We start from the raw sequence: 23867 nt of genomic DNA, 5'->3' as shown, positions 1-23867 counted from the left end.
TGCTACTTATTCCTGCGGCTTAGGGTCAGGTGAATTTGCAGGCTGCACCTTATTATTCACAATGAGTGGTGTACCGTTCTTCAATTTCAGTTGACCACTTGTAACCACCGTATCGCCTTCATTAATACCTTTGAGAATTGCTACCTGGTCGCCACGAGTACTACCGGTAGTGACAAATACTTGTTGCGCCTCTAACGCTGGATTACCTTGCTTGTCTTTTTTACCAGTAGGCTTAGCAAGAAATACTGTTGATCCGTATGGGTTATAGGTCACGGCCGTTTGTGGCAAAGTCAATAACTTCACTTGCTCACCCAAATTAATATTCACATTGGCAAACATACCAGGCAGAATTTTCTTATCTGGATTAGCAATTTGTGCCTCAACCTGAATATTGCGGGTATTAGTATCTACTTTTGGGCTTACCGCAGTAATCTTGCCAGTAAAGCTGGCATCTTTAAATGCATCTGTAGTGACAACTACATCTTGCCCAACTTGAATTTGCTCAGCATTGCTTTGCGGCAAATTGAAATCTACAAAAATTGGATCCAAGGTCTGCAGCGTTAGTAACTTGTCACCTGGATTCACAAACTGGCCAGGATTAATCGACACAATACCCACGCGACCACTAAAGGGGGCTTTTAAATTCTTCTTGGCAACCAATGCGATCTGCTGCTCTACCTGCGCCTGCTTGGATTTGGCATCCGCTTTGCTAGTATCAAAGACATTTTTACTAATCGCCTGAATCGCAAGCTGCTGTCTATCGCGCTCATTAATAACTTTTGCAAGATCAGCCAAGGCTTTTAAGGAATTGAGTTGCGCTACATCAGAGGCATCGTTTAACTTGATAAGTAACTCACCCTCTTTCACATCTTGACCAGACTTGATAGGTACTGTCTGTACTAAACCGCCGATTTCAGTGCTCAGGTCTACACCCCTAAAAGCCCGGACGTTACCAACGCTCGTTAATTTAGGCTGCCACTCAGAAGTAGCAATCACCATTGTGGAAACGCTTGCAGGCGGCAATCCCATTCCTGATATGAAATGCTTAATCATGAAGGTCTTAAATTGATTAAAAGCAAAAATCAAACCGAGTAACAAGAAAACGCCGCATAACATGATGGTCATACGACGTTGGAGTGGCTCCATCGCCATGAGCTTAGCGTGTGCTTTTGTGCCGCGCCACTTGACACCGATGCGGGCATAAAAAGCTTTTACCTTTTCCCAAAGCACAATAGCCTTCTCACGCAATTTCCATTGCACGGCTTTCAGTTTCATCCATGCCCATAGAACAAGAACGGCAGCAATGAGCTTGCTCTTAATTGTTTCCAGAAGTTTCATTTTGATCTTTGTTCGCTATGTCTTTTGGTTTGAATGCGGGGCCTTCACGATTCCACCAGCCGCCGCCTAATGCTACAAATAGTGCCGCTGTATCAGAGAAGCGAGTCGCTTGCGCAGCCACAGACTTCACTTTTGCTTGTTGATACTGGTTCTGGTAGTACAAAACTGCTAAGTAACTTGCTGTGCCTAATTTGTATTGTTGCTGTACAAGGTCTAGCGTTTCATAGGCATAACGTTCTGCATCAGACGCAGCTTTTAATGCTTGAGCACCCGTCTCAAGTGCACGTAAAGCATTTGCAACCTCTTGAAAAGCATTCAGTACTGTTGCTTGATATTGATAGGCTGCCAATTCATAGTTTGCAATGGCACCCCGACGCTGTGCCAATAATTGCCCACCCTGAAATAAGGGCTGCAAAATACCTGCGCCAATAGACCATAAAGATGAGTTAGGGCCAAAGAGGGCTGCCGAGGTAAGTGCCGCAGAGCCAATTGAGCCAGTGATATTAAATTGTGGCAATAAGTTTGCTGTAGCCACTCCAACGAATGCGTTCTGCGCCTTTAACTGGGCTTCTGCAGCACGAACATCGGGGCGTTGACGGACCAAACTGGAAGGCACTGAGAGTGGTAATTTTTCTGGCAAATGCAGCTTGGTGAGATCAAATTTAGTAATAGCCGCATTACTAGGCAATTCACCGACTAGCACTGCTAATTGGTTTCTCGCAAAAGCTAGGTTTCTCTCGTAGTTAAATAAATCTACCTGAGAATTGGCCACCAAGGTTTGCTGTGAAGTCACATCAACTTTAGAGACTGTACCAATACGTAGCTGTTTCTCAGTCACTTCGGCAAGATTCGTTTGCGCTTTCAAAATTTCTTCAGTAGCCTGCATTTGTGCACGTAAGGCAGCCTCTTTCACAGCGCCCGTAACAACGTTTGCAGTCAACGAAAGGTAGGCGCCTTCTAATTGAAACTGAGCAACTTCTGCTTGTGCTTTTGCACCCTCTACAGCACGACGAGCCCCACCGAACACATCCAGCTTATAAGTGACGTTTACCGTTGTGTTGTAAAGATTGTAGGTATCAGAGCCATATGGAAGACCATAGATTGCAGCTGGTTGAAGTTGACGAGTAGCTCCTGCACCAACACTTACTGCAGGAAAATATTGACCGCCAATTTGAGCATTCACATTTTCTTGTGCGGCTCGCAACGCTGCATCTGCAGCACCCAAATTCGGATTTTGCTCCAAGGCTTTTTTAATCAGGGCGTCAAGCTCTGGAGATTTGTAGAGCTCCCACCATTGCGCTTCAATATCGGCGCCTTCTACAAACTCTTGATCTGTGCCGCCAGGAACACCCGGGGCTTTAGCAAGCTTCTGAGATAAGGGGCCTTCAGTATATGAAGTAGTTTTAGGGGCGTCTGGCTGTTTAAAGTCAGGACCAACTGCACATGCAGACACTGCCACCGCACAAATGAGCAGAAGTGAATAAAAACGAGCGCATGAAAGGGCTTTCGACAGAAACATAAATTACAACAAATATCCTCTTGAACAAGAGTTATTTGAACACAAAAATGAAAGGGGAGCCTCGTAAAGCCCTGATTTATCTACCTAAATTTGTTCACAACTGCGAACGAAAGTCAACTTAGGAAAATTATTCGACGGTCACGCTTTTTGCTAAGTTACGCGGCTTATCAACGTCAGTGCCACGCGCACAAGCCGTGTGATAGGCCAGAAGCTGAAGGGGGACAACATGCAAGATGGGTGACAGATTGCCATAATGCTCTGGTAAACGAATCACATGGATGCCCTCACTGCTAACGATTTCAGTATCTTGATCAGCAAAGACATATAACTTGCCACCACGCGCTTTTACTTCCTGCATATTTGACTTCAGTTTTTCTAACAAGTCGTCCTTAGGCGCAACAGTGACCACTGGCATCTTGTCAGTAACCAAGGCTAAAGGTCCGTGCTTTAACTCGCCAGCGGGATAAGCCTCAGCATGAATATAAGAAATTTCTTTTAACTTTAGGGCGCCCTCAAGTGCAATGGGATAGTGCAAGCCACGCCCCAAAAAGAGTGCATTTTCACACTTAGCAAATACATCGCTCCAAGCAATAATTTGCGGCTCAAGCGCAAGTACCGCATGCAATGCCTTTGGTAAATGACGCAGTTCTCTAAGCAGCTCTTTTTCTTTTTCAGCAGAAACTTTTCCTGCACGCTTTGCGATAGAAACAGCCAATAGATATAGCGCCAGTAATTGCGTAGTAAATGCCTTAGTAGAAGCTACGCCAATTTCAGCACCAGCTTTAGTTAAGAAGTGCCAATTCGTTTCACGAACCATGGCACTACTTGCCACATTACAAATTGCTAAAGTATATTGATGGCCAAGGGCCTTGGCATGACGTAAGGCAGCTAAAGTATCTGCCGTTTCGCCTGATTGAGAAACAACAACAATTAAGGTCTTTGGATTTAGCACCGTAGTGCGATAACGATACTCGCTAGCAATTTCTACCTGAGTAGCTATACCAGCAATATCCTCTAACCAATACTTAGCAACGCAGGCCGAATAGTAGCTCGTGCCACATGCCAGAATCAAAATTTGGTCGAATGCTTTCCAGTCATCTGGATTAGCGCCAAATAACTCTGGGCCAAAAGAGGCGATGTTAGCGAGTGTGTCGCCAATAGCCCTAGGTTGCTCAAAAATCTCTTTTTGCATGTAATGCTGATATGGACCAAGGTCGACAGAGTCAGCCTGTGCTGGCATTGGCTTACGATCACGCTCTACTGACTTACCAGATTGATCAAGCACTTGAATGCTATCCGCACTCAGAATGGCAACATCACCCTCTTCCAAGTACATCATCGAGTGCGCGCGTCCTGCCAGTGCTAAGGCGTCTGAGGCTAGAAAATTTTCTTGCTTACCGAGGGCAACTACTAGAGGTGAACCTACGCGTGCACCCACCAAAGTTTGAGGGCTATCTTGTGCAATAACACCAATTGCATAGGCGCCATGTAATTTTGGTAAAACTGCTTTCACAGATTTCGCAATATCTTTTTGATTGCTACCAACGTACTCCTGATGAATAAGGTGAGCGATTACCTCTGTGTCAGTTTCAGAAGTAAAAACGTAACCAGCTGCTTTTAATTCTGCACGAAGTACTTCATAGTTTTCGATAATGCCGTTGTGGACAACCGCAATCAAGCCATTTGAAATATGGGGATGTGCGTTTTGAGTATCAGGCTTACCATGCGTTGCCCAGCGGGTATGCGCAATACCTAAGGTGCCATGAAAATCTTTACCCTGTTCCGCCAACTCAGAGACGCGAGCTGTAGTGCGAGCTCGTTCAATCGGATGCTGAGGGTCATCGCCGTTTATTACTGCGAATCCACAAGAGTCATAACCGCGATACTCTAATCGGCGCAAACCTTCAACCAAAACATCCACAATGTTTGTATGAGAAGCTGCGCCAACAATACCGCACATTATCTTTTACTCCTAACCACTTTGTTAGGAGCTTTCTTGACCCTCTTTTTAGTTGCTACTTTTTTTATAGCAGCTTTTTTGGGCGCAGACTTTTTAGTCGTCACTTTCTTTACTGGACGCTGCCATTGCAAAGAGATTTGTTTGGCTCTTGATACCGTTAACTGATGAGGAGGCGCATCTTTGGTAAGAGTGGTGCCGGCGCCCAATGTCGCACCACGCCCAACGCGCACTGGTGCAACTAATTGAGTGTCCGATCCAATGAAGACATCATCCTCAATAATGGTCTGGTGTTTATTTACACCATCGTAATTACAAGTAATCGTGCCAGCACCAATATTGACTCTTGATCCAACAATAGAGTCGCCAACATATGCCAAGTGATTTGCTTTGCTATTCGCAGCAATTTTGCTGTTCTTCACCTCAACGAAATTGCCGATGTGCACATCGTTTGATAAGTCTGCGCCAGGGCGCAAACGAGCATAAGGACCAATCAATGACTCGCTACCTACTTTTGCACCATCTAAATGACTGTAGGCATGGATAGCTACATTTTTACCGATAGCACTGTTACGAATCACACAGTAAGGGCCAACCTTAGTGCCCGATGCAAGGGTTACAGCACCCTCAAATACACAACCTACATCAATAGAAACATCCGTGCCACAGTCCAGCGTGCCACGTATATCAATACGTGCAGGATCTGCAAGTGATACACCCGCATCCATGAGTTGATTGGCAATGTTCAATTGATAAACTCGTTCTAGAGCGGCTAACTGGTCTCGACTATTCACTCCAACAGTTTCAAATTCTTTATCTGCTTGGGTTGTACGAATCGGCACGCCATCTTTCACGGCCATTGCAATCACATCAGTTAAGTAATACTCGCCCTGAGCATTGCTTGCACGCAATCCTTTGAGCCATTTCTTAATGGAATTTGTTGGTAAAACCATAATGCCGGTATTAATTTCTTGGATTGCCTTTTGAGAAGATGTTGCATCCTTCTCTTCAACAATCTCTTTGACAGAGTCATCAGTATCACGCACGATACGACCATAACCCGTCGGATTGCTTAAGTTTTGAGTAAGAAGAGCAAGTGCAGAATCTTTGCCACGAACGCCATCAGCCAATTTAGCTAATTTAGTAAGTGTCTTTTGGGTGGTCAGCGGGACGTCGCCATATAAAACTAAAGTAGGCTCGTGAATATCTAGCTTTGATAAGGCTTGTAGTAATGCATGGCCAGTGCCCTTTTGTTGAGCCTGTAAAACAGTGCTGACCTTGCCAAACTTAGCATCTTCATTGGTGGCGTTTACGAGGAATGCTTTGACATCTACAGCGCCATGGCCAACCACCACAATAGGCCCATTTTTAGTGGACTTTCCTTGAAGGGATAAAGCAGTATCGAGGACATGCTGCAACAGGGGCTTACCCGCTAAAGTTTGCAGGACCTTGGGCAACGCGGATTTCATCCGCTTTCCTTGACCAGCAGCCAATATGACGATATTCATAGAAGGGGATTATAAGTCCCTTGAATGAGGGTTCCACAAGCCAATTCGTCCATTTCAGCCTCATCGATTGCCTTATCGCCCGAAGATCTGGCAGCAATTCCAGTTAACTCGGTAGAAATTTCTAAATTTTGGAAATCAAAAGCTTCGCCATCCATTAGATGGGAGGGAACAATGTGATGCATTGAGCGAAACAAGTTCTCTACTCGGCCAGGAAACTTCTTTTCCCAATCCCGGAGCATCTCTTTCATTACCTGGCGCTGCAAATTAGGCTGACTGCCGCATAAATCACAAGGAATGATTGGGAAGTTCATATCACCAGCGTAACGCTCTAATAATTTTTCTGGCACATACGCAAGCGGCCTAATCACAATATGCTTACCATCATCAGAGCGCAGCTTAGGCGGCATCCCTTTAAGCTTGCCCGCATAAAACATATTGAGCATCAATGTTTCTAGAATGTCATCGCGATGATGTCCTAAAGCAATCTTGGTAGCACCCAACTCATCAGCAACCCGATACAAAATACCGCGACGCAAACGTGAACATAAACCGCAAGTTGTTTTACCTTCTGGAATAACTCGCTTCACAATGCTATATGTGTCTTGTTCTTCAATATGAAAAGGGATATTTAGGCTCTTAAGGTAATTAGGCAATATCTCTGCAGGAAAATTGGGTTGCTTTTGATCTAAGTTGACTGCAACAATTTCAAAATGAATTGGCGCGCGCTCGCGCAACTTCATCAGGATATCGAGCATGGCGTAGCTATCTTTACCGCCCGATACGCACACCATTACCTTATCGCCATCCTCAATCATGCCAAAGTCACCAATAGCTTGCCCCACTAAGCGACAGAGTTTTTTCTCTAGCTTATTTTCCTCAAAGACGACTTTGCGAATATCACCCATAACAATTGAATTCTTCTTTTTTCTCTGAACTTTTAAACTGACTTCATTCGAAACATCTCAACACCCACCGAGTGACAGTCAGGATAAACATCTGGCTTAGCAGTGCTTACTCGTGCAGCCAATACCTTGGGATGCTGCAACATAGCCGAAACAATATCATCACAGAAGGTTTCCTGTAGCTGAATATGGCCTTGAGAGGCACGCGCCTTAATGGTCTCACGCATAAAGTCGTAATCAACCACTTCATCTAATTGATCGTTTGCTGGGGTATTTACAGCCAGTGGGATATACAAATCTACATTCAGAATGACGCGTTGTTCTGCTTTCTTCTCAAAATCATGCACTCCAATATTGATATAGATCTCATAGTCACGCAAAAATAAGCGGCGGCAATCAATGAGGGTAGGGTGAGAAAGAATAGCGTGCATGAATAATGGCTTTATAAATTTTCTAATTTGTTTTAAACATCACATCGCGTGATGAGGGCAATAAATGTTGGCCGCCGTCTACATAGAGAGTAGTGCCGGTAATGGCATTGGAGTCTGCTAAAAATACTGCCGCCTTAGCAATGTCTATGGGCGTAGAGGATTTACCAAGCGGAGTCATTTGGTGGGCTTTAGAGAAACCATCCTCTGTTTGATCTCCGGAAAGCAGGGAAATTCCTGGCGCAAGCCCAACTACCCTAAGGATGGGAGCAAAATCCATTGCCAACACCTCAACCGAAGTTGCCAGTGCGGCTTTAGATAAGGTATACGACAAATAATCTGGATTGAGATTGATGAGCTTTTGATCCAAGAGTTGAATAACCGATGGAAGAACATCTGATTTAGTGAGATTATTTTTATGGTACTCAAACATGAACTGAGATAACAAAATGGGTGCAGCTAAATTTATTTGCATGTGATCTTGCAAGCTTTTTGCACTCAGAGGTGAAGCAGAATTGGCGCGATCATATTCAAAAATGGATGCGCTATTTACTAAGCAATGTAAATTGGGGAACTGCTTGCTTACATCTACAAAGAGTGCCTTAACAGCTTGCTCATTCGCCAAATCAGCCTGAAACGCAGCAGCCTTCACACCAAGACCAAGAATTTGCGCTACTGTTTCTTGGGCTTCTTGCTCAGATCGCCCATAATGAACTGCCACATCCCACCCTTGACGAGCAAAATGCAAGGCAATTTCTCGACCCAGACGCTTAGCGGCGCCAGTCACTAAAACTGCTTTTTGTTGCGAGGACGGGTTGGTTGAACTAGGGTTCAATTAAATTCTCTTAGACTAGCGAGCTATGGATATTACCTTGACCAGCCTTGAAACGGAGCACAGCGAGCTTCTGAAGGCCAAAATAGCGTCTCAAATAGCCTCTCAAGGCGGCTGGATACCCTTTTCTCGTTATATGGATCTGGCCTTATATGAGCCTGGCATGGGCTACTACAGCGCCGGAGCCCATAAACTGGGCTCTGGGGGTGACTTCACTACCGCGCCTGAGCTGAGCCCTTTATTTGGAGCGGCTATCTGCTCCACCCTGATTCCCATCCTGGAGGGGCTCCAAGCGCAGGGACTACCCACCCAAATCCTTGAATTTGGAGCAGGTACTGGCAAATTAGCCTCCTCCATCTTGACCCGTCTACAGGATCTGGATTTCGCACTCGATTGCTACGACATTGTGGAAATTTCGCCGGACTTGGCACAACGCCAACAAGAACACATTAGCAAAACGATTGCACATTTGCATAGTCAAACTCAATGTCATTGGCTAAGCGAGTTACCCAAGGATTTCAAAGGAATCATTTTGGCAAACGAAGTTCTCGATGCGATTCCTTGTGATGCCATCATTTATCACAATGGATTTTGGTATTGGCATGGGGTTTCTTTTGAGAACAATAAACTCACCTGGAAAACAGGTGACCCTGTCACGCAGGAGCTACTTCCCAAGAGCCTAATCCATGGAAGCTTCTCAGACGGCTATATAACTGAATTACATACGCCCGCAAATGCATGGGTACGTCAAGTTGCAAGCCATCTTCATAGCGGCTTGTTTTTAACGTTTGATTATGGCTTTCCAGAGAACGAGTACTACCATCCGCAAAGACTTGAGGGGACGTTAATGGCGCACCATCGTCATCATGCTATCCAAGATCCATTTCACCTCCCCGGCCTATGTGACTTAACTAGTCATGTGGAGTGGTCACAAATTGCTCGTAATGCTCTTGCTGAAAATGTGGATGATGTTTACCTGACAAACCAAGCCGCCTATTTGCTCGATGCAGGCATTGGTGATATCGCTCTTGAAATCGGCGATCCAAGCAATCCAGAAATTTTCTTGCCCATCTCAAATGCATTACAAAAGCTTTTATCTGAAGCAGAGATGGGTGAATTATTTAAGGCGTTTGCATTCTCTAAAAACCTAGATCAGCTTTTGCCAGGATATGCGCTAGAGGATCTACCCGGACTTCGCGGTAGAAATCGACTGTAAGGCTTAAGCGTCGAGAGCTGAGGTAATAGCAGCCAATCTGGCTACTTCAAATGCACTGCCAATACGCTCGCCATTAGAGCGATCTTGTGCTTCAACCCCAGCAATGATCTCGGCAGTATTCAGCGCCTGTGCAGCGCGCATTGATTGAATGAGTGGCGTTACTTTTAATCCAATTGTGTCCGCAAGATCTAAAAGTGCTTGACCACGAGCAGGCTTACGCCAAACATCAGCACGATTAAACCAAGCCAATACATCAACCGCCTGAAAGGCGTCCTTACTTTTAATCAAGAATGCAATCAGTTCGCTAAAGATTTCGCAAAAGTCGCGAGTCTCAATAGGCATTCGTACATGCTCAGCCCATGACCGAATTTCTGCTGCAGGTACATGCATCAAAATAATTGCGCAGCGCTCATCAAGACTATTTCCCAGTGAATCCAAATGGGCAATTAACTCTTCACGAAATTCTTCTTGCGCAAGTTGTGTATTGACTGTTGGCGAAAGAATTGTTCTTGCTGCACCAGTATCTAACAATATTTGAAGCATATGCATCGGCTTGCTAGCAATCAATCCTCTGGCTAACTCTTGCCATATTCGCTCAGCTGAAAGCGCGTTTAACTCACCCGACTGAACAATTGCCTTTAATGCAAGCATTGTTTCGTCAGCAACTTTAAATTCGGGGAAACGTGCCGCAAAACGAGCAATACGCAACAGGCGTAAAGGATCTTCTGCAAATGCATCCGATACATGGCGAAATATCTTGGCAGCTAAATCGTCTTGACCGTTATACGGATCAATAATCGACCCCACCAAGGCTCCATCGGAATTCACCTCTCTTGCCATTGCATTAATTGTTAAGTCACGACGTTGTAAGTCTTGCTCCAAAGTGACTGATGAATCGGCATAAAAATGAAATCCCTTGTATCCCTTGCCAGTTTTACGTTCAGTTCGAGCTAGAGCGTATTCGGCTTGAGTCTCTGGGTGTAAAAAGACTGGGAAATCTTTTCCCACTGGACGAAAGCCTTTGCTAATCATCTCCTCTACGCTAGAGCCCACCACTACATAGTCAATATCGTGGATTGGCAAACCCATTAAGGCATCTCGAATGGCTCCGCCTACGGCGTAAATCTTCATTACTGCATACCCTCTAAGCTGCGACGATTCATTTTGAAGACCTCTACCAATGCATCTGTACCGTTCATAGGCAATACATTAGGCTGTTGCATGGATGCAATGTTATCGCGAGACATGAGAGTTGGGACAGGTAAGAGCTCAAATGCTAAGGCTTGCAAATATCCTACAAATCCTGGCACCGGGATAATTACGCATGAGGTTTTCACTTTGCGCGCTGCAAATTCAACAATCTCTTTTAAGGTGTATACCTTTGGCCCCACCAAATCATAAGACTGGTGAATAGTCTGCGGCATAGATAATGCTTTTACAAATGCGCCTGCTACGTCATCAACGCTCACTGGCTGAAACTTTGCCTGATAGTTGGCTAATGGCATCACTGGCAATAATTTAGTGAGCTTAGCAAATAAGTTTGTGAATTGATCTTGTGCTCCAAAAATAACGGAGGGTCTAAATATCGTCCAATCCAAGCCGCTGGCCTTTACCGCTGCCTCACCATCGCCCTTACTACGCTGATACATTGAGGGCCCCTTAGAATCAGCGCCAAGCGCACTCATATGTAAATAGCGCTTCACTCCATGCAGCTGCATTGCAGTAATAATATTTTTAGGCAAATCAACATGAGCTGACCTGAATACTTTGCCATACGGCTTGGCAGGCTTATCGTGCAGTACACCAACCAGATTGATTACGGCGCCTTTAGGCTTTACTCGCGCGCAAAGATTTTGTAACTCATGAAACTCATGAATGTCCGCCTCTTCAATATGTACTTTAGGCAGCGTACGTAGATCGCGACCTGTCGCAAGATGACTGGATGGAATTAATACTGAGTAACCAGCTCCTTGTAGTTGTGCAGCTAAAACACGCCCTACAAATCCGTTACCGCCAATCAGCAGAATATCGTATTGCATGGAATCCTTGGTTTAAGTATGTTTAAGGTAATTCAGATGGTGTTGCCGCTTTTGGAGTAATGACGCCTAAACGCTGCTTAAGTGACTGTGCCTGGCCATTCATGACCGATGAGTAGTAATTTGCATTAGACAGCACATTCTTCACATAAGTACGAGTTTCGTTAAATGGAATCGTTTCTGCAAAAATTGCACCCTCAGTTGGACCATTAAGCTTCTCACGCCAAGCCTTAGAGCGAGAGGGGCCAGCGTTATAGGCCGCAGAAGCCAAGACCCATGAACCATCAAGATCAATCAAAACCATATTGAGATAGTTACTTCCCAGAATCAGATTCGTATTGGTATCTGCCAACTTATCATTGGTGTAATTGGTCATGCCAATTTTCTTGGCGACATACTTTGCTGTATTGGGCATCACTTGCATTAATCCCGCAGCACCGACAGATGAAGAAGCATTCATGATGAAACGTGATTCTTGACGGATCAGACCATAGGCCCAAGCAAGATTCAAATCAATCTGTTTTGCAATTGGAGAAAGTTCGTCGCGATAAGGTGTTGGATAGCGCAGACTAAAGTCATGTTCCTGCTTAGTGCGATCGGCAGTATTCACTACGCGGTCATATAAATTGACCCGCTTGGCATATTCAGCAGCTGCGAGTAATTGCCTGTCACTCATATTTCGCAACTCCCAATTCCACTCGCGATTTCCTTCAAAGCGTAAATTCATGGCATACAAACGTTCGCCTCTCACAAAGCCCTTGCGGCTTCCCATCGCATCAATCTCTTGCTCAGTCACTTTAGTGCGTGTTGGGGCATGGTTTGATTTACCCAACTCCTCACGGGCTAACTGGCCATAAAAATTGTATTGCTCAGCAATGAGCTCAAAACTTTCTTTTGCTTTTGCATCCTGTCCATCTGCTTTTAAAGCGCGTCCGTACCAATAGGTCCACGCAGGATCCTTACTGCGTACAGCAGGATTCATACCATCGATAGCATTCTTAACCAGGGTCCAATCCTTGGCGCGCAGACCTGCCCGGACTTTCCATTCCTGCGACTCAACTGACAATAGTTCGTTATATCCAAGCTCTTGTTGCAGGCGATATGCATCATCCGCATTGGGATCTAACTTCTTCGCTAAAAATTGCCCAATCACACCCCAAGCTACGGCTTGATTCTCTTTGCTATAGCGCGAAGATGTCTGTAAAAAATCGCGGTAGGCTTTTGATGGGTCAGCCTTGGCTGCCTTCACAATATCCGCAATCGGATCATCTCCACCAAGACGCTTAGCCATGGTGTCAAAACCCTTTTCACTCGCAGCCCGACCAATTGCCTTCGCCTCACTTGGCGTCATTCCACCCGCCGCCACTAACGACGGTACGAGCTCCTGGCATGCCTGACCGAAATAACTCGGGTCCAATAGCACTGAACGTGAGTCCATTGCCAACTTAGTAGGATTCTCGCCTTGAGATAACTTCGATAGCAAGGAATAACACTTCACCTGCGTGTCATCATCCAACACAAATTTTGCGTACTCCACATCAAAACGTGCCCAATCTTTTCGCTTACCAAGCACTAGCAACCAATCATTACGCAGCCGATCAGCTAAGGCGGTGCCTTGATATTGATTGAGAAAGGCAACTACTTGTGCGTCTGCGGCGTAATCATTACGCGCACCACCAGCGCTATCAAATAATTGCGGTTTGATACGGAAATAGGCAACATAGTCATCAAAAGGATAGTTGGCTAAATTAGATGACAACTGCTGCGTACGAAAAACATCATTTTTTTTCGCAGCCTCACGCAAATCAATAAACATATGATCGTTGTCAGTAATTTCAGCCGGAGCAGCATTACTTTCGTAGGATTTAGGTAAATGTGGCTTTTTTACTTTTTCAGCGAATGCCTGAGGCGTACTTAGGGCTAGACCCAAAACAAAAATTTTGGCCCATTGACAACATATCTGCATTTTTAACTTCTTTTTCACCATCTAACCCTATATCGATGAGTTCAGCATTTACTTTGTAATAACTTGATTACTATATCTCTTAATTTTCGCCTGATAATGCTTGATATGCACGGTAATTCACTAAAAACTCTTCGCCAAGAACTATTAAAGCAACGCACGGAATTTGCAGGGGGAGAAAATTACACCCAAATTGCAGCTACCGTCATTGCTAACCTAAATCAGTTTCTGGTAACAGAGGGCAAATCCTTATCTTCTATCGCACTCTATTGGCCCATTCAAGATGAATTAGATTTGCGCCCCACATTAATTTCTTGGTCAAAAGATACAGCCCATTGCACATTGACTCTTCCATTTGCTCGTCCTGATAAGCACCTTGATTTTTATCAATGGAAAGATGGGGATAAGCTGATTGCTAGCAAACACGGAGTACCAGAACCGGATCCAAGTAATTTAGATAGACCAGCCATTAGTCCTGATTGCATCCTCATACCGTGTGTAGGCTGGTCAAGCTCAAGCGTTAATGGTGAAACGCATTATTGGCGCTTAGGTTATGGCGGCGGCTATTTTGATCGAACGCTAGCTGATCTCAGAAAGAAAAATTCCAAGCTCATTTGCATTGGGATTGGGTTTGATTGGCAGAAATTAGATGATTCTCAATGGGCAGCTCAAACGCATGATGAGCCTTTAGATATGCTGCTGACGGAGTCTGGTTTACATCGTTAAATTAATTTGTTAAATCCAAGTTATCAGCAATCGCTAAAACAGCATCCGCTTGATTCAAAGAGTAGAAATGCAAGCCTGGTGCCCCAGCAGTCAACAGTTGATCACATAGATCTGTCACCACTTCTTCACCAAAAGCGCGAATGGAAGCAATATCATCGCCATAAGATTGCAAGCGCAAACGAATCCAACGTGGAATCTCTGCACCACAAGCATCAGAAAAGCGTAACAACTGCGTGCTATTGGTAATCGGCATAATGCCGGCAATGACGGGTTGAGTTACCCCTAAGTCATAAGCCTCATCAACAAAACGAAAGTAAGCATCCGTGTTGTAAAAGTACTGCGTCACAGCGGAGTTGGCGCCTGCCTTCATCTTTTGTACAAAGAAATCGACATCGCTTGCAGGCGACTTGGCCTGTGGATGGGTCTCTGGATAGGCGGCTACATCAATATGAAACCAATCACCTGTTTCAGTTCGTATAAATTCCACCAATTCGTTAGCGTGATGGAATTCGCCATACTGACCCATGCCCGATGGTAAGTCGCCACGCAAAGCCACAATCCGCTTCACACCCAAAGCCTGATACTGCTTGAGCATCTCTCTCACACTTTCACGTGAGCTACCAACACAAGATAAGTGGGGAGCAACTGCAGCGCCTGCAGCATGTATATCGCTCACCACCTTTAATGTGCCAGATTGAGTAGAGCCACCGGCCCCAAAGGTCACGGAATAAAACGAGGGCTTGAGTGTTTCGCTGAAACGCTCACGCACTAGATGCAACTTATTCTCACCTTCAGGTGTTTTTGGAGGAAAGAATTCGACGCTTAATTCCATGATTTTGGGCCTAGGTATCTATTGAACAGTGATTGGATTAATAACGGTAATGGTCGGCTTTATATGGGCCTTCCTTGGTTACGCCAATATAAGAAGCTTGCTGATCTGATAACACAGTTAACTCTGCATTGAGGGTCTTGAGCTGCAAACGCGCAACCTTCTCATCCAAATGCTTGGGCAATGTGTAAACACCGATTGGGTATTTATTGGTTCCCACTGCATTCCACAATTCAATTTGGGCAATTACTTGGTTTGCAAATGAAGAGCTCATCACATAAGAGGGGTGACCTGTACCGCAACCAAGGTTTACTAAACGACCTTTAGCCAAAATGATGATGCGCTTTTCAGGCTTACCGTTGGCGGCCGGGAAAATCACATGGTCAACTTGTGGCTTGATCTCTTCCCACTTGTATTTTTCAATACCAGCAACATCGATCTCATTATCAAAGTGGCCGATGTTACAAACAATTGCTTGATTCTTCATCTTGGCCATGTGGTCATGAGTAATAACACGGTAGTTGCCTGTTGCCGATACAAAAATATCTGCTTTGTCAGCGGCGTAATCCATGGTGACAACGCGATAACCTTCCATCGCTGCTTGTAGTGCGCAGATTGGATCTACTTCAGTTACCCAAACTTGAGCTGATAAGGCACGCAATGCTTGTGCAGAACCTTTGCCTACATCACCATAGCCACAAACTACTGCAACTTTACCGGCAACCATTACGTCTGTTGCACGCTTGATAGCATCCACTAAAGACTCGCGGCAACCGTAGAGATTATCGAACTTGCTCTTAGTTACAGAGTCATTTACGTTAATTGCCGGGAACTTCAAGTCACCCTTAGCAAACATTTGGTACAGGCGATGTACGCCCGTAGTCGTTTCTTCTGTAACGCCTTTTACTTTTTCTAGGCGCGTTGAATACCAAGTCGGATCTTGTGCCAGTTTTTTCTTGATGGCAGCAAACAAAATTGTTTCTTCTTCGCTTGTTGGATTATTCAAGCAGGCTTGATCTTTTTCAGCGCGCGCACCAAGATGCAATAACAAAGTAGCATCGCCACCATCATCCAAAATCATGTTGGTATAGCCGCCATCCGCCCACTCAAAAATACGGTGCGTAAAGTCCCAGTACTGCTCAAGGGTTTCGCCTTTAATTGCAAATACTGGCGTACCGTTAGCAGCAATCGCTGCAGCAGCGTGATCTTGGGTTGAGAAAATGTTGCAAGAGGCCCACTGCACTTCGGCGCCAAGGGCCTCAAGTGTCTCAATCAATACTGCCGTTTGGATGGTCATGTGCAATGAACCAGTGATGCGCGCACCGCGCAATGGCTGTTGTGCAGCGAACTCATCACGAATGGCGATCAAGCCAGGCATTTCGGTTTCAGCAATCGCAATTTCTTTACGGCCAAAGTCAGCCAAAGAAATATCAGCAATTGCGCAACGCGTTGCTACAAAGTTATTTAAATCAGAAACGGTATTCATTAATGCTCCAGCTAAATACGATTCAACGCTGGAGTAGAAACTCGCTAGCCATCGAATCATGGGTTAGCGAGCGCAGTTGCAATGAGTAAACTTCGATTAAAAGTTCGCTCCCTTCAAGCCTGGGGAAGTGCTGGGTCTCAACATTCCTTGCAACGCTCCTTGAAGGTATGGCGTAATTGTAAACAATTACGCCATATTTCGTCTTAGTACACCTATAAACTACTTATTTACCGCTTAAAGACCTGCTGCAGCACGTAATGCAGGCGCTTTATCTGTCTGCTCCCAAGTAAATTCTGGTTCTTCACGACCAAAGTGGCCATAAGCAGCAGTTTTACGATAGATTGGGCGCAAGAGATTGAGCATCTTCACAATACCTTTTGGACGCAGGTCAAAGTGCTCAGATACTAATTGCGCAATCTTCTCATCAGAGATCTTGCCAGTACCAAATGTGCTCACCATGACTGAAGTTGGCTTAGCAACGCCGATTGCATATGAGATCTGAATCAAGCACTTGCTTGCTAAACCTGCAGCAACGACGTTCTTAGCTACATAACGACCAGCGTAGGCAGCGGAACGATCGACCTTGGAAGGATCTTTACCTGAAAATGCACCGCCGCCGTGAGGTGCAGCACCGCCGTAGGTATCGACAATAATTTTGCGACCAGTTAAACCACAATCGCCTTGTGGGCCACCGATAACAAATCGACCAGTTGGGTTTACCAAGAAATTAATCGCACCTTTAATCAAATGCTTAGGCAATACAGGTTTGATGATTTCTTCAATCACTGCTTCGCGCAACTTTTCAAGTGAGATATCTTCATCATGCTGAGTTGATAACACAACAGTATCAATAGAGTCTGGCTTGCCATCTACATAACGCAGGGTTACCTGTGATTTTGCATCTGGGCGCAACCATGTCAAACGGCCATCACGGCGCAGTTGTGATTGACGCTCTACTAAGCGGTGCGATAAGTGAATTGGCAAAGGCATGAGCTCTGCAGTTTCGTCGCATGCGTAACCAAACATCAGACCTTGGTCGCCTGCGCCTTGATCTAAGCCGTCATCATGGGCTTTATCAACACCTTGAGCGATGTCTGGACTTTGCTTGTCATACGCAACTAATACTGCACAACCTTTGTAGTCGATACCGTAAGCAGTATTGTCATAACCAATTTCACGCAAGGTATTGCGAGCTACTTGGATGTAATCAACATTAGCGTTAGTAGTAATTTCACCAGCCAAAACTACCAAGCCGGTATTACACAAAGTTTCTGCAGCAACACGTGCTGTTGGGTCTTGAGCCAAGATGGCATCAAGAATCGAATCAGAAATTTGGTCTGCTACTTTATCGGGATGACCTTCAGAGACCGACTCTGAGGTGAAGAAGTAATCATTTGCCATTGCATATTCCTTTAAAAATTAACACGATCTATGGGACAACTCGACGTGCCAGGAACCACAACGGCGACGCTTTAGCAGAATTTTTGAATCGCCCTGCAAGTTGTCTTAACTCAGCGATGGATCGATTTTATCTGAAAAGGGCCAAATTCATCAAGGTTTACTTAAATTTGGTCAATACAGCCGCTTTGAATATCATTGGGGGGTGTGCAAACTCCTACTAAAAATTAGCCTCAATACCATTGCTATGCTCCCCCTAGCGGTAGTGCAGGTATTTGGCGCTATCTTGGGTCTTCTTGCCTATGTGGGCTCTAAACAATATCGCACACTCTTTAGACCTCAATATGAGGCTGTAGTGAATGAGCACAAGCTACCTTTAAAGCTCTGGGAAGCAGTACGTGCATCAGGCATGCTGTTTTCAGATAGCTTGTGGATTTGGCGTAACCCTCAAAAAGCACTGAAATTGGTTGAGGTACAAAACTGGGATCTAGTTGAAGCAGCAATTCAAGAAGGGCATGGTCTTGTCATGCTGACCCCACATCTGGGTGGCTTTGAAATTATTCCGAGAGTATTGGCACAACATTTCCCTGCCACCATTTTGTATCGCCCATCCCGCCAAGAATGGCTTAACGAGGTTGTTGAAAATGGTCGTGCATACCCGAACATGCATTTCGTACCCACTAATCTCCATGGTGTTCGTCAAATGACAAGGGCGCTTACTCGAGGAGAAGCCATTGGCATTCTTCCAGATCAAGTTCCCAGTGGTGGTGAGGGCGTATGGGTCCCCTTCTTTGGTCGACCAGCCTACACAACACCTCTACCAGCCCGCCTTGCCAATCGTAACAACACGCCAGTAGTCATGTTTACGGCAAAGCGTAAAGCGATTGGCCAAGGTTGGCTCATGCAAGCCACTAGGCTCGCGCGTTTATCCGAAGATGCTAATGTTGCAGCCGCCGAACTCAATACTGCAATTGAAAACGCAGTCCTAGTCGCTCCCGAACAATTCATTTGGTCATACAACCGTTACAAGCATCCCGCTGGTGCAGAATTGCCTCCAAGCGCCTGATTATCTGTCTATCATTTTTAAATGACCTGGTTATCTAACCTCTTCAATTTCTTGGCGCTGAATGTATTGCGCTTATTTGCTTTTCTCCCTTATGGCATCACTATCTATTTTGGCTATGGTCTTGGTTGGCTGGCGGCCCACATTCCAAACGATCGCGCAAAAGTGGTTAAGACCAATCTACGCTTATGTTTTCCAAGCTTGAGTGAAAAAGAAATTGATGCCTTAGCACTTGAACATTGGAAATTATTTGGTCGCAGCGTGTTGGAGAGAAGTCGTATTTGGCTAGGTAGTGGAAAACAAATTACAGATATCGTAAGTATTGATTCTGCAATTACCTTAGGCGATCGCAAGCCGCGTCTTCTTATTAATCCCCATTTTGTTGGTCTTGAAGGTGGCTTCATGGCGCTCTCTGTATTGGCTAGCCAACATGACTGGCCAAGGGGTGCAGGCCTTTATCAAAATATGAAGAACCCTTTCTTCAATCAAAAGATGATTGAGTGGAGAAATCGTTTTGGCGGCAAATCCATCGAAAGACAAAGTCGTCTACGCGATCTGATTCGTGAGATTCAAACGGGTAATTTTATTTTTATTGCTCCCGATATTGATCTAGGTCCACGTGATTCTGTCTTTGTACCTTTTTTTGGCATTCCGACCAACACGATTACCTCTGTCTCGCGCCTAGCTAGATTAAGTGGTGCTGAGGTATGTCTGATGACCACGACCCTGAACCAAGATCGCAAAGGTTATACCTGTCACATCAGCAAGCCACTGCCAAACTTTCCAAGCGATGATGTGGAAAAAGATACGGTTCGCCTCAATCAATACATTGAGGCGCTTGTTAGAGAAAGGCCGGCAGAGTACTATTGGGTACATAAACGCTTTAAACATCGCCCTCCTGGCGAGCCGAGCCTTTACAAATAACGAGATATTTTGAGTAATCGCCTAAACAATGCCGGACGCAAACTACGCTTCACCAAAATGCATGGTGCTGGCAATGATTTCATTGTGCTCAATGGCATTGATCAGGATTTAAGTGACATCACTCGTGAACAATGGCAATCATTGGCTCATCGACAATTTGGCATTGGTGCAGATCAAATTCTTTTAGTAGAAAAAGCTACTCGGCCAGATGCTGATTTTCGCTATCGCATTTTTAATTCTGATGGTGGCGAAGTCGAGCAATGTGGCAATGGCTCTCGTTGCTTTGTACGCTTTGTACTTGATCAAGGTCTATCCACCAAAAATCCAATTCGTGTAGAGGTCGCACATACTGTACTTACCCTCAAATCTCATGCAGATGGCCAGGTGGAAGTGGATATGGGTGCGCCTATTTTTGAGCACAGCCATATCCCATTCAATGGGCATGGCTTAGCCAGCATGCAAGAGTTTCACGAAACACTGTATGCACTCCCCCTAGAGCATCCTGCGACACACGATAGCTTTGTTGGCGTCCTATCGATGGGTAACCCTCATGCCGTTCAAGTGGTTGGTGATATCGGGAGTGCTCCCGTACTACAAGAAGGCCCTGAAATCGAGAATCACTCTGCGTTTCCAAAAAAGGTGAATGCTGGCTATATGCAGATTGTTAATCGCAATGAAATTCAGTTACGCGTCTATGAGCGAGGCGCTGGAGAGACCCTAGCTTGTGGCACAGGTGCTTGCGCAGCTGTGGTTTCTGGCATCCGCAGGGGTTTAATAGATTCACCAGTCACAGTGCACACCCGCGGTGGCGATCTTCAAATCGCCTGGGGCGGGATTACCAATGAAATCGTTCAGCCCGTCATCATGACCGGGCCCGCCGTAACTGTATTTGAAGGCGAAACTGAAATCTAAGAAATCGTAGTACGTCGTTCTTAGATGCCGTATTTCTCGCGATAGGCTTTTACAGCCGGCAAATAATTTGTAAGCTGCGTATCGTTAGAAGCAGTTAAAAAGGACATCAAACCAGACAAGTTCGCAATCGAGATCACTGGCAAGCCAAATTCTTGCTCAACCGCTTGTACAGCCGATTTATCGCCAATCTCACTCGCAGTACCCGACCTTTCCATGCGATCTAATGCAATCAATACTGCCACAGGCTCTGCACCCGCTTTGCGAATCAAATCAACAGACTCCCGGACGGAAGTTCCTGCAGAAATAACATCATCAACGATGACAACCTTACCCTTGACTGGTGCACCTACCAGCACACCGCCTTCGCCATGATCTTTCGCCTCTTTGCGGTTATAGGCATATGAAATATTAACGCCGCTATCAGCCAAGGCAATGGCCGTAGCAGAAGCCAGCGTGATGCCCTTGTATGCAGGGCCGTAAAGCATGTCAAATGAAAGTTTAGATTCTTGCAGGGCCTTTGCGTAATAGCGGCCCAAGGCACCTAAGCGGAGCGCCATCATCAAATCCTCCCGCATTAAAGAAATAAGGCGAGAGTCTGCCGGCTTTGGTTTTAAACTCCCCGAAGGACAAAACCTTTGCTTCTAAAGCAAAACGAATAAAGTTATCTTGATTTGAATTATTTGAGCTCATAGGACTACATGTTACGCATCATTTCAGCGAACCTCAACGGTATCCGCTCTGCAGTTAAAAAAGGCTTCCTACCATGGGCTACTCAGCAAAAGGCGGACTTTATCTGTATGCAAGAGCTCAAGGCTCAGAGGGATGACCTGGAGGATGCCATTCTCAATCCTGATGGAATGCACGGTTTCTTTCACCATGCGGAGAAGAAAGGCTATAGCGGCTGCGGAATTTATACCCCACACAAGCCTGATGAAGTTCTCTATGGATATGGCAACAACGAGTTTGATGCAGAGGGTCGCTATGTAGAAGTCCGCTTCAAAGAGCTCTCAGTAATCTCGGTATACATGCCTTCAGGTTCTAGCTCTCCAGAGCGCCAGGAGGCCAAATATCGCTATCTAGATAGCTTCTTACCCCATCTGATCAAACTTAAAAAGTCCGGGCGAGAAATCGTGCTCTGTGGTGACGTCAATATTGCGCATCACGAGATCGATTTAAAAAACTGGAAAGGCAATCTTAAAAATTCAGGCTTCCTTCCAGAGGAGCGTGCATGGCTCACCAACCTCTTTGATAAAGTAGGTTACGTTGATGTGTATCGCAAGCTAGAGCCCGAAGCTGGAGACTCGTGCTACACGTGGTGGAGTAATCGTGGGCAGGCTTATGCAAAGAATGTCGGATGGCGTATTGACTATCACATCAGCACACCAGGTATTGCGGCTACTGCCAAAAAAACGGTTGTCTATAAAGATGAGCGCTTTTCAGACCATGCGCCATTGACTGTGGATTACGACTGGAACCTTTAAGCGAACTAAAAGAGGGAAGTTACTCGCCGTCTTTTTTAATCTGCACGACCTGAAAGTGAATGGTTGCCCAAATCAGCACAAGGACTGGCGCACCAATAATGGCAGTGCCATAGAAAAATGCCTGATATCCATAGTGATCAACAAATACGCCTGAGAAGCCTGCAAGCCACTTAGGCAGGAGCAGCATCATGGAGCTAAATAGCGCGTACTGCGTAGCTGAATAACGAATATTGGTCAGGGATGATAAAAAAGCAATAAAGGCAGCACTAGCAATGCCTGAGCTTAAGTTATCCGCAGAAATTACCCAAATCAAACCATGTAAATCATGCCCCTGCGTAGCAAGCCAAGCAAATAAAAGATTGCTTACAGCAGATAACACGGCACCGACAAACAAAATTCGTAAAACGCCAAAGCGCAGGGTAAGTACACCACCGACAAATGCGCCAATCAAAGTCATTACCACACCAAATACTTTACTGACTGCAGCAACTTCGTCTTTGGTGTAACCCATATCAACATAAAAAGGATTTGCCATGATGCCCATGACCACATCACTAATTCGATAGATGGCAATGAGCGACAAAATTAAGATGGCGTGCCAACGATAGCGATGAATAAATTCTGCAAAAGGCTCAATCAAAGTTTGATAAAGCCATGCTTTTGCATCACGTACCTTTGCCAACTCATAACGTGCGGGCTCTTTACTAAATAAGGTTGTTAGGACGCCAACCCCGATGGAGGCAGCCATACAAAGGTAGGCAAATTGCCATGCACTCGCATCGTAACCGGCACCCGTTTCAACCCTGGCAGCCAACCACAGAGCACCTGCGCCAGCCCAAATCAAAGCTAAGCGATAACCCGTTTGATAGGTTGCTGCAAGCGCTGCCTGATGATCACTATTAGCGGACTCAATACGAAATGCATCCAAAGCAATATCTTGTGTAGCGGAACCAAATGCCACCAGCAGTGCACACCAAACAATCGAGTTCAAGGCAAGCTTAGGATCTAGCGTCGACATTCCCACTAATCCAAGAATAATGAGCGCTTGTGCAAAAATGAGCCAGCTTCTTCTGCGCCCCAGCAACTTGGTTAAAAACGGAATTTGTACGCGATCGACTAATGGCGCCCATACCCACTTGAACGCATAAATTAAGCCCACCCAGGTGAGGTAACCAATCGTGCTGCGATCAATGCCTGCTTCACGCAACCAGAAACTTAAAGTTCCTAAAATCAATAACAGAGGGAGGCCAGCCGAAAAGCCAAGGAATAACATTCGCAGACAGGGCCATTCGAGATAGACTCGAAAGTCTTTTAGCCAAGATCGAACCGCCATTAACACCTTTGTACTT

At 45.4% G+C, this 23867-nt stretch carries 20 protein-coding genes, 1 pseudogene and 1 riboswitch; of the genes and pseudogenes, 6 read left to right on the top strand and 15 right to left on the bottom strand.

Annotation, left to right across the window (positions count from 1 at the left end; genetic code table 11):
- Nucleotides 1–6: 6 nt before the first annotated feature.
- The 7 genes from A9236_RS00455 to A9236_RS00425 all read right to left on the bottom strand — a co-directional run bounded on the left by A9236_RS00455 (nt 7) and on the right by A9236_RS00425 (nt 8487).
- The gene (locus A9236_RS00455) at nt 7–1146 is read right to left on the bottom strand and encodes an efflux RND transporter periplasmic adaptor subunit (RefSeq protein WP_071466389.1); all 1140 of its coding nucleotides are present in this window, start codon (nt 1144–1146) and stop codon (nt 7–9) included.
- A 169-nt stretch (nt 1147–1315) separates the two neighbouring features.
- Nucleotides 1316–2857: an efflux transporter outer membrane subunit gene (locus A9236_RS00450; RefSeq protein ID WP_071466284.1), complete on the bottom strand. Its 1542-nt coding sequence runs from the start codon at nt 2855–2857 to the stop codon at nt 1316–1318.
- A 127-nt stretch (nt 2858–2984) separates the two neighbouring features.
- Nucleotides 2985–4817 carry a glutamine--fructose-6-phosphate transaminase (isomerizing) gene (glmS, locus tag A9236_RS00445; protein ID WP_071466285.1) on the bottom strand — a complete coding sequence of 611 codons (1833 nt, stop codon included), beginning with the start codon at nt 4815–4817 and terminating at the stop codon, nt 2985–2987.
- Nucleotides 4817–6322 carry a bifunctional UDP-N-acetylglucosamine diphosphorylase/glucosamine-1-phosphate N-acetyltransferase GlmU gene (gene glmU / locus A9236_RS00440; protein ID WP_071466286.1) on the bottom strand — a complete coding sequence of 502 codons (1506 nt, stop codon included), beginning with the start codon at nt 6320–6322 and terminating at the stop codon, nt 4817–4819. Before glmU ends, glmS begins: the two co-directional genes overlap by 1 nt.
- Nucleotides 6319–7227 (bottom strand): tRNA 2-thiocytidine(32) synthetase TtcA, encoded by a 909-nt coding sequence (ttcA, locus tag A9236_RS00435; protein ID WP_071466287.1) that lies wholly within the window; start codon nt 7225–7227, stop codon nt 6319–6321. Before ttcA ends, glmU begins: the two co-directional genes overlap by 4 nt.
- Nucleotides 7228–7259: 32 nt before the next feature.
- Nucleotides 7260–7655, bottom strand: coding sequence for a dihydroneopterin aldolase (locus A9236_RS00430; RefSeq protein ID WP_071466288.1), 396 nt, complete (start codon nt 7653–7655; stop codon nt 7260–7262).
- Nucleotides 7656–7677: 22 nt separating this feature from the next.
- Nucleotides 7678–8487 (bottom strand): SDR family oxidoreductase, encoded by an 810-nt coding sequence (locus tag A9236_RS00425; RefSeq protein WP_071466289.1) that lies wholly within the window; start codon nt 8485–8487, stop codon nt 7678–7680.
- A gap of 25 nt (nt 8488–8512) precedes the next feature.
- Here A9236_RS00425 and A9236_RS00420 point away from each other — a divergent pair, with 25 nt between their 5' ends.
- Entirely contained in the window at nt 8513–9700 is a 1188-nt protein-coding gene (locus A9236_RS00420; RefSeq protein ID WP_071466290.1) for a class I SAM-dependent methyltransferase, read from the top strand.
- 3 nt (nt 9701–9703) lie between these two features.
- Here the strand turns inward: A9236_RS00420 and A9236_RS00415 are convergent, their stop codons facing one another.
- From A9236_RS00415 to A9236_RS00405, 3 genes are read right to left on the bottom strand one after another with little or no spacing between them, the layout of a single operon-like run.
- Nucleotides 9704–10831 carry a polynucleotide adenylyltransferase gene (locus A9236_RS00415; protein WP_071466291.1) on the bottom strand — a complete coding sequence of 376 codons (1128 nt, stop codon included), beginning with the start codon at nt 10829–10831 and terminating at the stop codon, nt 9704–9706.
- Nucleotides 10831–11739 (bottom strand): complex I NDUFA9 subunit family protein, encoded by a 909-nt coding sequence (locus A9236_RS00410; RefSeq protein WP_071466292.1) that lies wholly within the window; start codon nt 11737–11739, stop codon nt 10831–10833. Before A9236_RS00410 ends, A9236_RS00415 begins: the two co-directional genes overlap by 1 nt.
- A gap of 22 nt (nt 11740–11761) precedes the next feature.
- Nucleotides 11762–13702, bottom strand: a complete 1941-nt coding sequence (locus tag A9236_RS00405; protein ID WP_083393546.1) for a lytic transglycosylase domain-containing protein — start codon at nt 13700–13702, stop codon at nt 11762–11764.
- Nucleotides 13703–13798: 96 nt separating this feature from the next.
- Here A9236_RS00405 and A9236_RS00400 point away from each other — a divergent pair, with 96 nt between their 5' ends.
- The gene (locus A9236_RS00400; RefSeq protein ID WP_071466293.1) at nt 13799–14425 is read left to right on the top strand and encodes a 5-formyltetrahydrofolate cyclo-ligase; all 627 of its coding nucleotides are present in this window, start codon (nt 13799–13801) and stop codon (nt 14423–14425) included.
- Nucleotide 14426: 1 nt separating this feature from the next.
- Here the strand turns inward: A9236_RS00400 and metF are convergent, their stop codons facing one another.
- From metF to metK, 3 genes are all read right to left on the bottom strand, one after another.
- Nucleotides 14427–15257 (bottom strand): methylenetetrahydrofolate reductase [NAD(P)H], encoded by an 831-nt coding sequence (gene metF / locus A9236_RS00395; RefSeq protein ID WP_071466294.1) that lies wholly within the window; start codon nt 15255–15257, stop codon nt 14427–14429.
- A 37-nt stretch (nt 15258–15294) separates the two neighbouring features.
- A complete protein-coding gene (ahcY, locus tag A9236_RS00390) occupies nt 15295–16740 on the bottom strand; it encodes an adenosylhomocysteinase (RefSeq protein ID WP_071466295.1) in 1446 nt (481 codons plus the stop codon).
- Nucleotides 16741–16801: 61 nt separating this feature from the next.
- Nucleotides 16802–16907, bottom strand: a riboswitch (S-adenosyl-L-homocysteine riboswitch).
- 67 nt (nt 16908–16974) lie between these two features.
- Nucleotides 16975–18141 (bottom strand): methionine adenosyltransferase, encoded by a 1167-nt coding sequence (gene metK / locus A9236_RS00385; protein WP_071466296.1) that lies wholly within the window; start codon nt 18139–18141, stop codon nt 16975–16977.
- Nucleotides 18142–18343: 202 nt separating this feature from the next.
- Between metK and A9236_RS00380 the strand changes: the two genes are divergently transcribed.
- From A9236_RS00380 to dapF, 3 genes are read left to right on the top strand one after another with little or no spacing between them, the layout of a single operon-like run.
- Nucleotides 18344–19204, top strand: a complete 861-nt coding sequence (locus A9236_RS00380; RefSeq protein ID WP_236638641.1) for a lysophospholipid acyltransferase family protein — start codon at nt 18344–18346, stop codon at nt 19202–19204.
- Between the two features lie 21 nt (nt 19205–19225).
- Nucleotides 19226–20125, top strand: coding sequence for a lipid A biosynthesis acyltransferase (locus A9236_RS00375; protein WP_071466297.1), 900 nt, complete (start codon nt 19226–19228; stop codon nt 20123–20125).
- A 57-nt stretch (nt 20126–20182) separates the two neighbouring features.
- A complete protein-coding gene (gene dapF / locus A9236_RS00370) occupies nt 20183–21037 on the top strand; it encodes a diaminopimelate epimerase (RefSeq protein ID WP_071466392.1) in 855 nt (284 codons plus the stop codon).
- Nucleotides 21038–21057: 20 nt separating this feature from the next.
- On the opposite strand, the pseudogene pyrE reads toward dapF, so the two are convergent.
- Nucleotides 21058–21727 (bottom strand): annotated as a pseudogene (gene pyrE, locus A9236_RS00365) (orotate phosphoribosyltransferase).
- 8 nt (nt 21728–21735) lie between these two features.
- On the opposite strand from pyrE, the gene A9236_RS00360 reads away from it, so the two are divergent.
- Nucleotides 21736–22518, top strand: coding sequence for an exodeoxyribonuclease III (locus A9236_RS00360; RefSeq protein ID WP_071466299.1), 783 nt, complete (start codon nt 21736–21738; stop codon nt 22516–22518).
- 19 nt (nt 22519–22537) lie between these two features.
- Here A9236_RS00360 and A9236_RS00355 read toward each other — a convergent pair whose 3' ends face one another.
- A complete protein-coding gene (locus A9236_RS00355; protein WP_071466300.1) occupies nt 22538–23851 on the bottom strand; it encodes an MFS transporter in 1314 nt (437 codons plus the stop codon).
- Between the last annotated feature and the right edge of the window lie 16 nt (nt 23852–23867).

The sequence above is a fragment of the Polynucleobacter sp. QLW-P1DATA-2 genome (assembly GCF_001870365.1).
In the GTDB taxonomy this organism is placed as follows: Bacteria; Pseudomonadota; Gammaproteobacteria; order Burkholderiales; family Burkholderiaceae; genus Polynucleobacter.
Note: the sequence above shows the minus strand (reverse complement) of the source record. Positions and strands in the feature narration are given on the sequence as shown.

What these genes read in the sequence shown, in the direction of transcription:
- A9236_RS00455 (WP_071466389.1), bottom strand. Translation starts at nt 1,146, where the DNA reads ATGGAGCCACTCCAACGTCGTATGACCATCATGTTATGCGGCGTTTTC.
- A9236_RS00450 (WP_071466284.1), bottom strand. Translation starts at nt 2,857, where the DNA reads ATGTTTCTGTCGAAAGCCCTTTCATGCGCTCGTTTTTATTCACTTCTG.
- glmS (WP_071466285.1), bottom strand. Translation starts at nt 4,817, where the DNA reads ATGTGCGGTATTGTTGGCGCAGCTTCTCATACAAACATTGTGGATGTT.
- glmU (WP_071466286.1), bottom strand. Translation starts at nt 6,322, where the DNA reads ATGAATATCGTCATATTGGCTGCTGGTCAAGGAAAGCGGATGAAATCC.
- ttcA (WP_071466287.1), bottom strand. Translation starts at nt 7,227, where the DNA reads ATGGGTGATATTCGCAAAGTCGTCTTTGAGGAAAATAAGCTAGAGAAA.
- A9236_RS00430 (WP_071466288.1), bottom strand. Translation starts at nt 7,655, where the DNA reads ATGCACGCTATTCTTTCTCACCCTACCCTCATTGATTGCCGCCGCTTA.
- A9236_RS00420 (WP_071466290.1), top strand. Translation starts at nt 8,513, where the DNA reads ATGGATATTACCTTGACCAGCCTTGAAACGGAGCACAGCGAGCTTCTG.
- A9236_RS00415 (WP_071466291.1), bottom strand. Translation starts at nt 10,831, where the DNA reads ATGAAGATTTACGCCGTAGGCGGAGCCATTCGAGATGCCTTAATGGGT.
- A9236_RS00410 (WP_071466292.1), bottom strand. Translation starts at nt 11,739, where the DNA reads ATGCAATACGATATTCTGCTGATTGGCGGTAACGGATTTGTAGGGCGT.
- A9236_RS00405 (WP_083393546.1), bottom strand. Translation starts at nt 13,702, where the DNA reads ATGCAGATATGTTGTCAATGGGCCAAAATTTTTGTTTTGGGTCTAGCC.
- A9236_RS00400 (WP_071466293.1), top strand. Translation starts at nt 13,799, where the DNA reads ATGCTTGATATGCACGGTAATTCACTAAAAACTCTTCGCCAAGAACTA.
- metF (WP_071466294.1), bottom strand. Translation starts at nt 15,257, where the DNA reads ATGGAATTAAGCGTCGAATTCTTTCCTCCAAAAACACCTGAAGGTGAG.
- ahcY (WP_071466295.1), bottom strand. Translation starts at nt 16,740, where the DNA reads ATGAATACCGTTTCTGATTTAAATAACTTTGTAGCAACGCGTTGCGCA.
- metK (WP_071466296.1), bottom strand. Translation starts at nt 18,141, where the DNA reads ATGGCAAATGATTACTTCTTCACCTCAGAGTCGGTCTCTGAAGGTCAT.
- A9236_RS00375 (WP_071466297.1), top strand. Translation starts at nt 19,226, where the DNA reads ATGACCTGGTTATCTAACCTCTTCAATTTCTTGGCGCTGAATGTATTG.
- dapF (WP_071466392.1), top strand. Translation starts at nt 20,183, where the DNA reads ATGCATGGTGCTGGCAATGATTTCATTGTGCTCAATGGCATTGATCAG.
- A9236_RS00360 (WP_071466299.1), top strand. Translation starts at nt 21,736, where the DNA reads ATGTTACGCATCATTTCAGCGAACCTCAACGGTATCCGCTCTGCAGTT.
- A9236_RS00355 (WP_071466300.1), bottom strand. Translation starts at nt 23,851, where the DNA reads ATGGCGGTTCGATCTTGGCTAAAAGACTTTCGAGTCTATCTCGAATGG.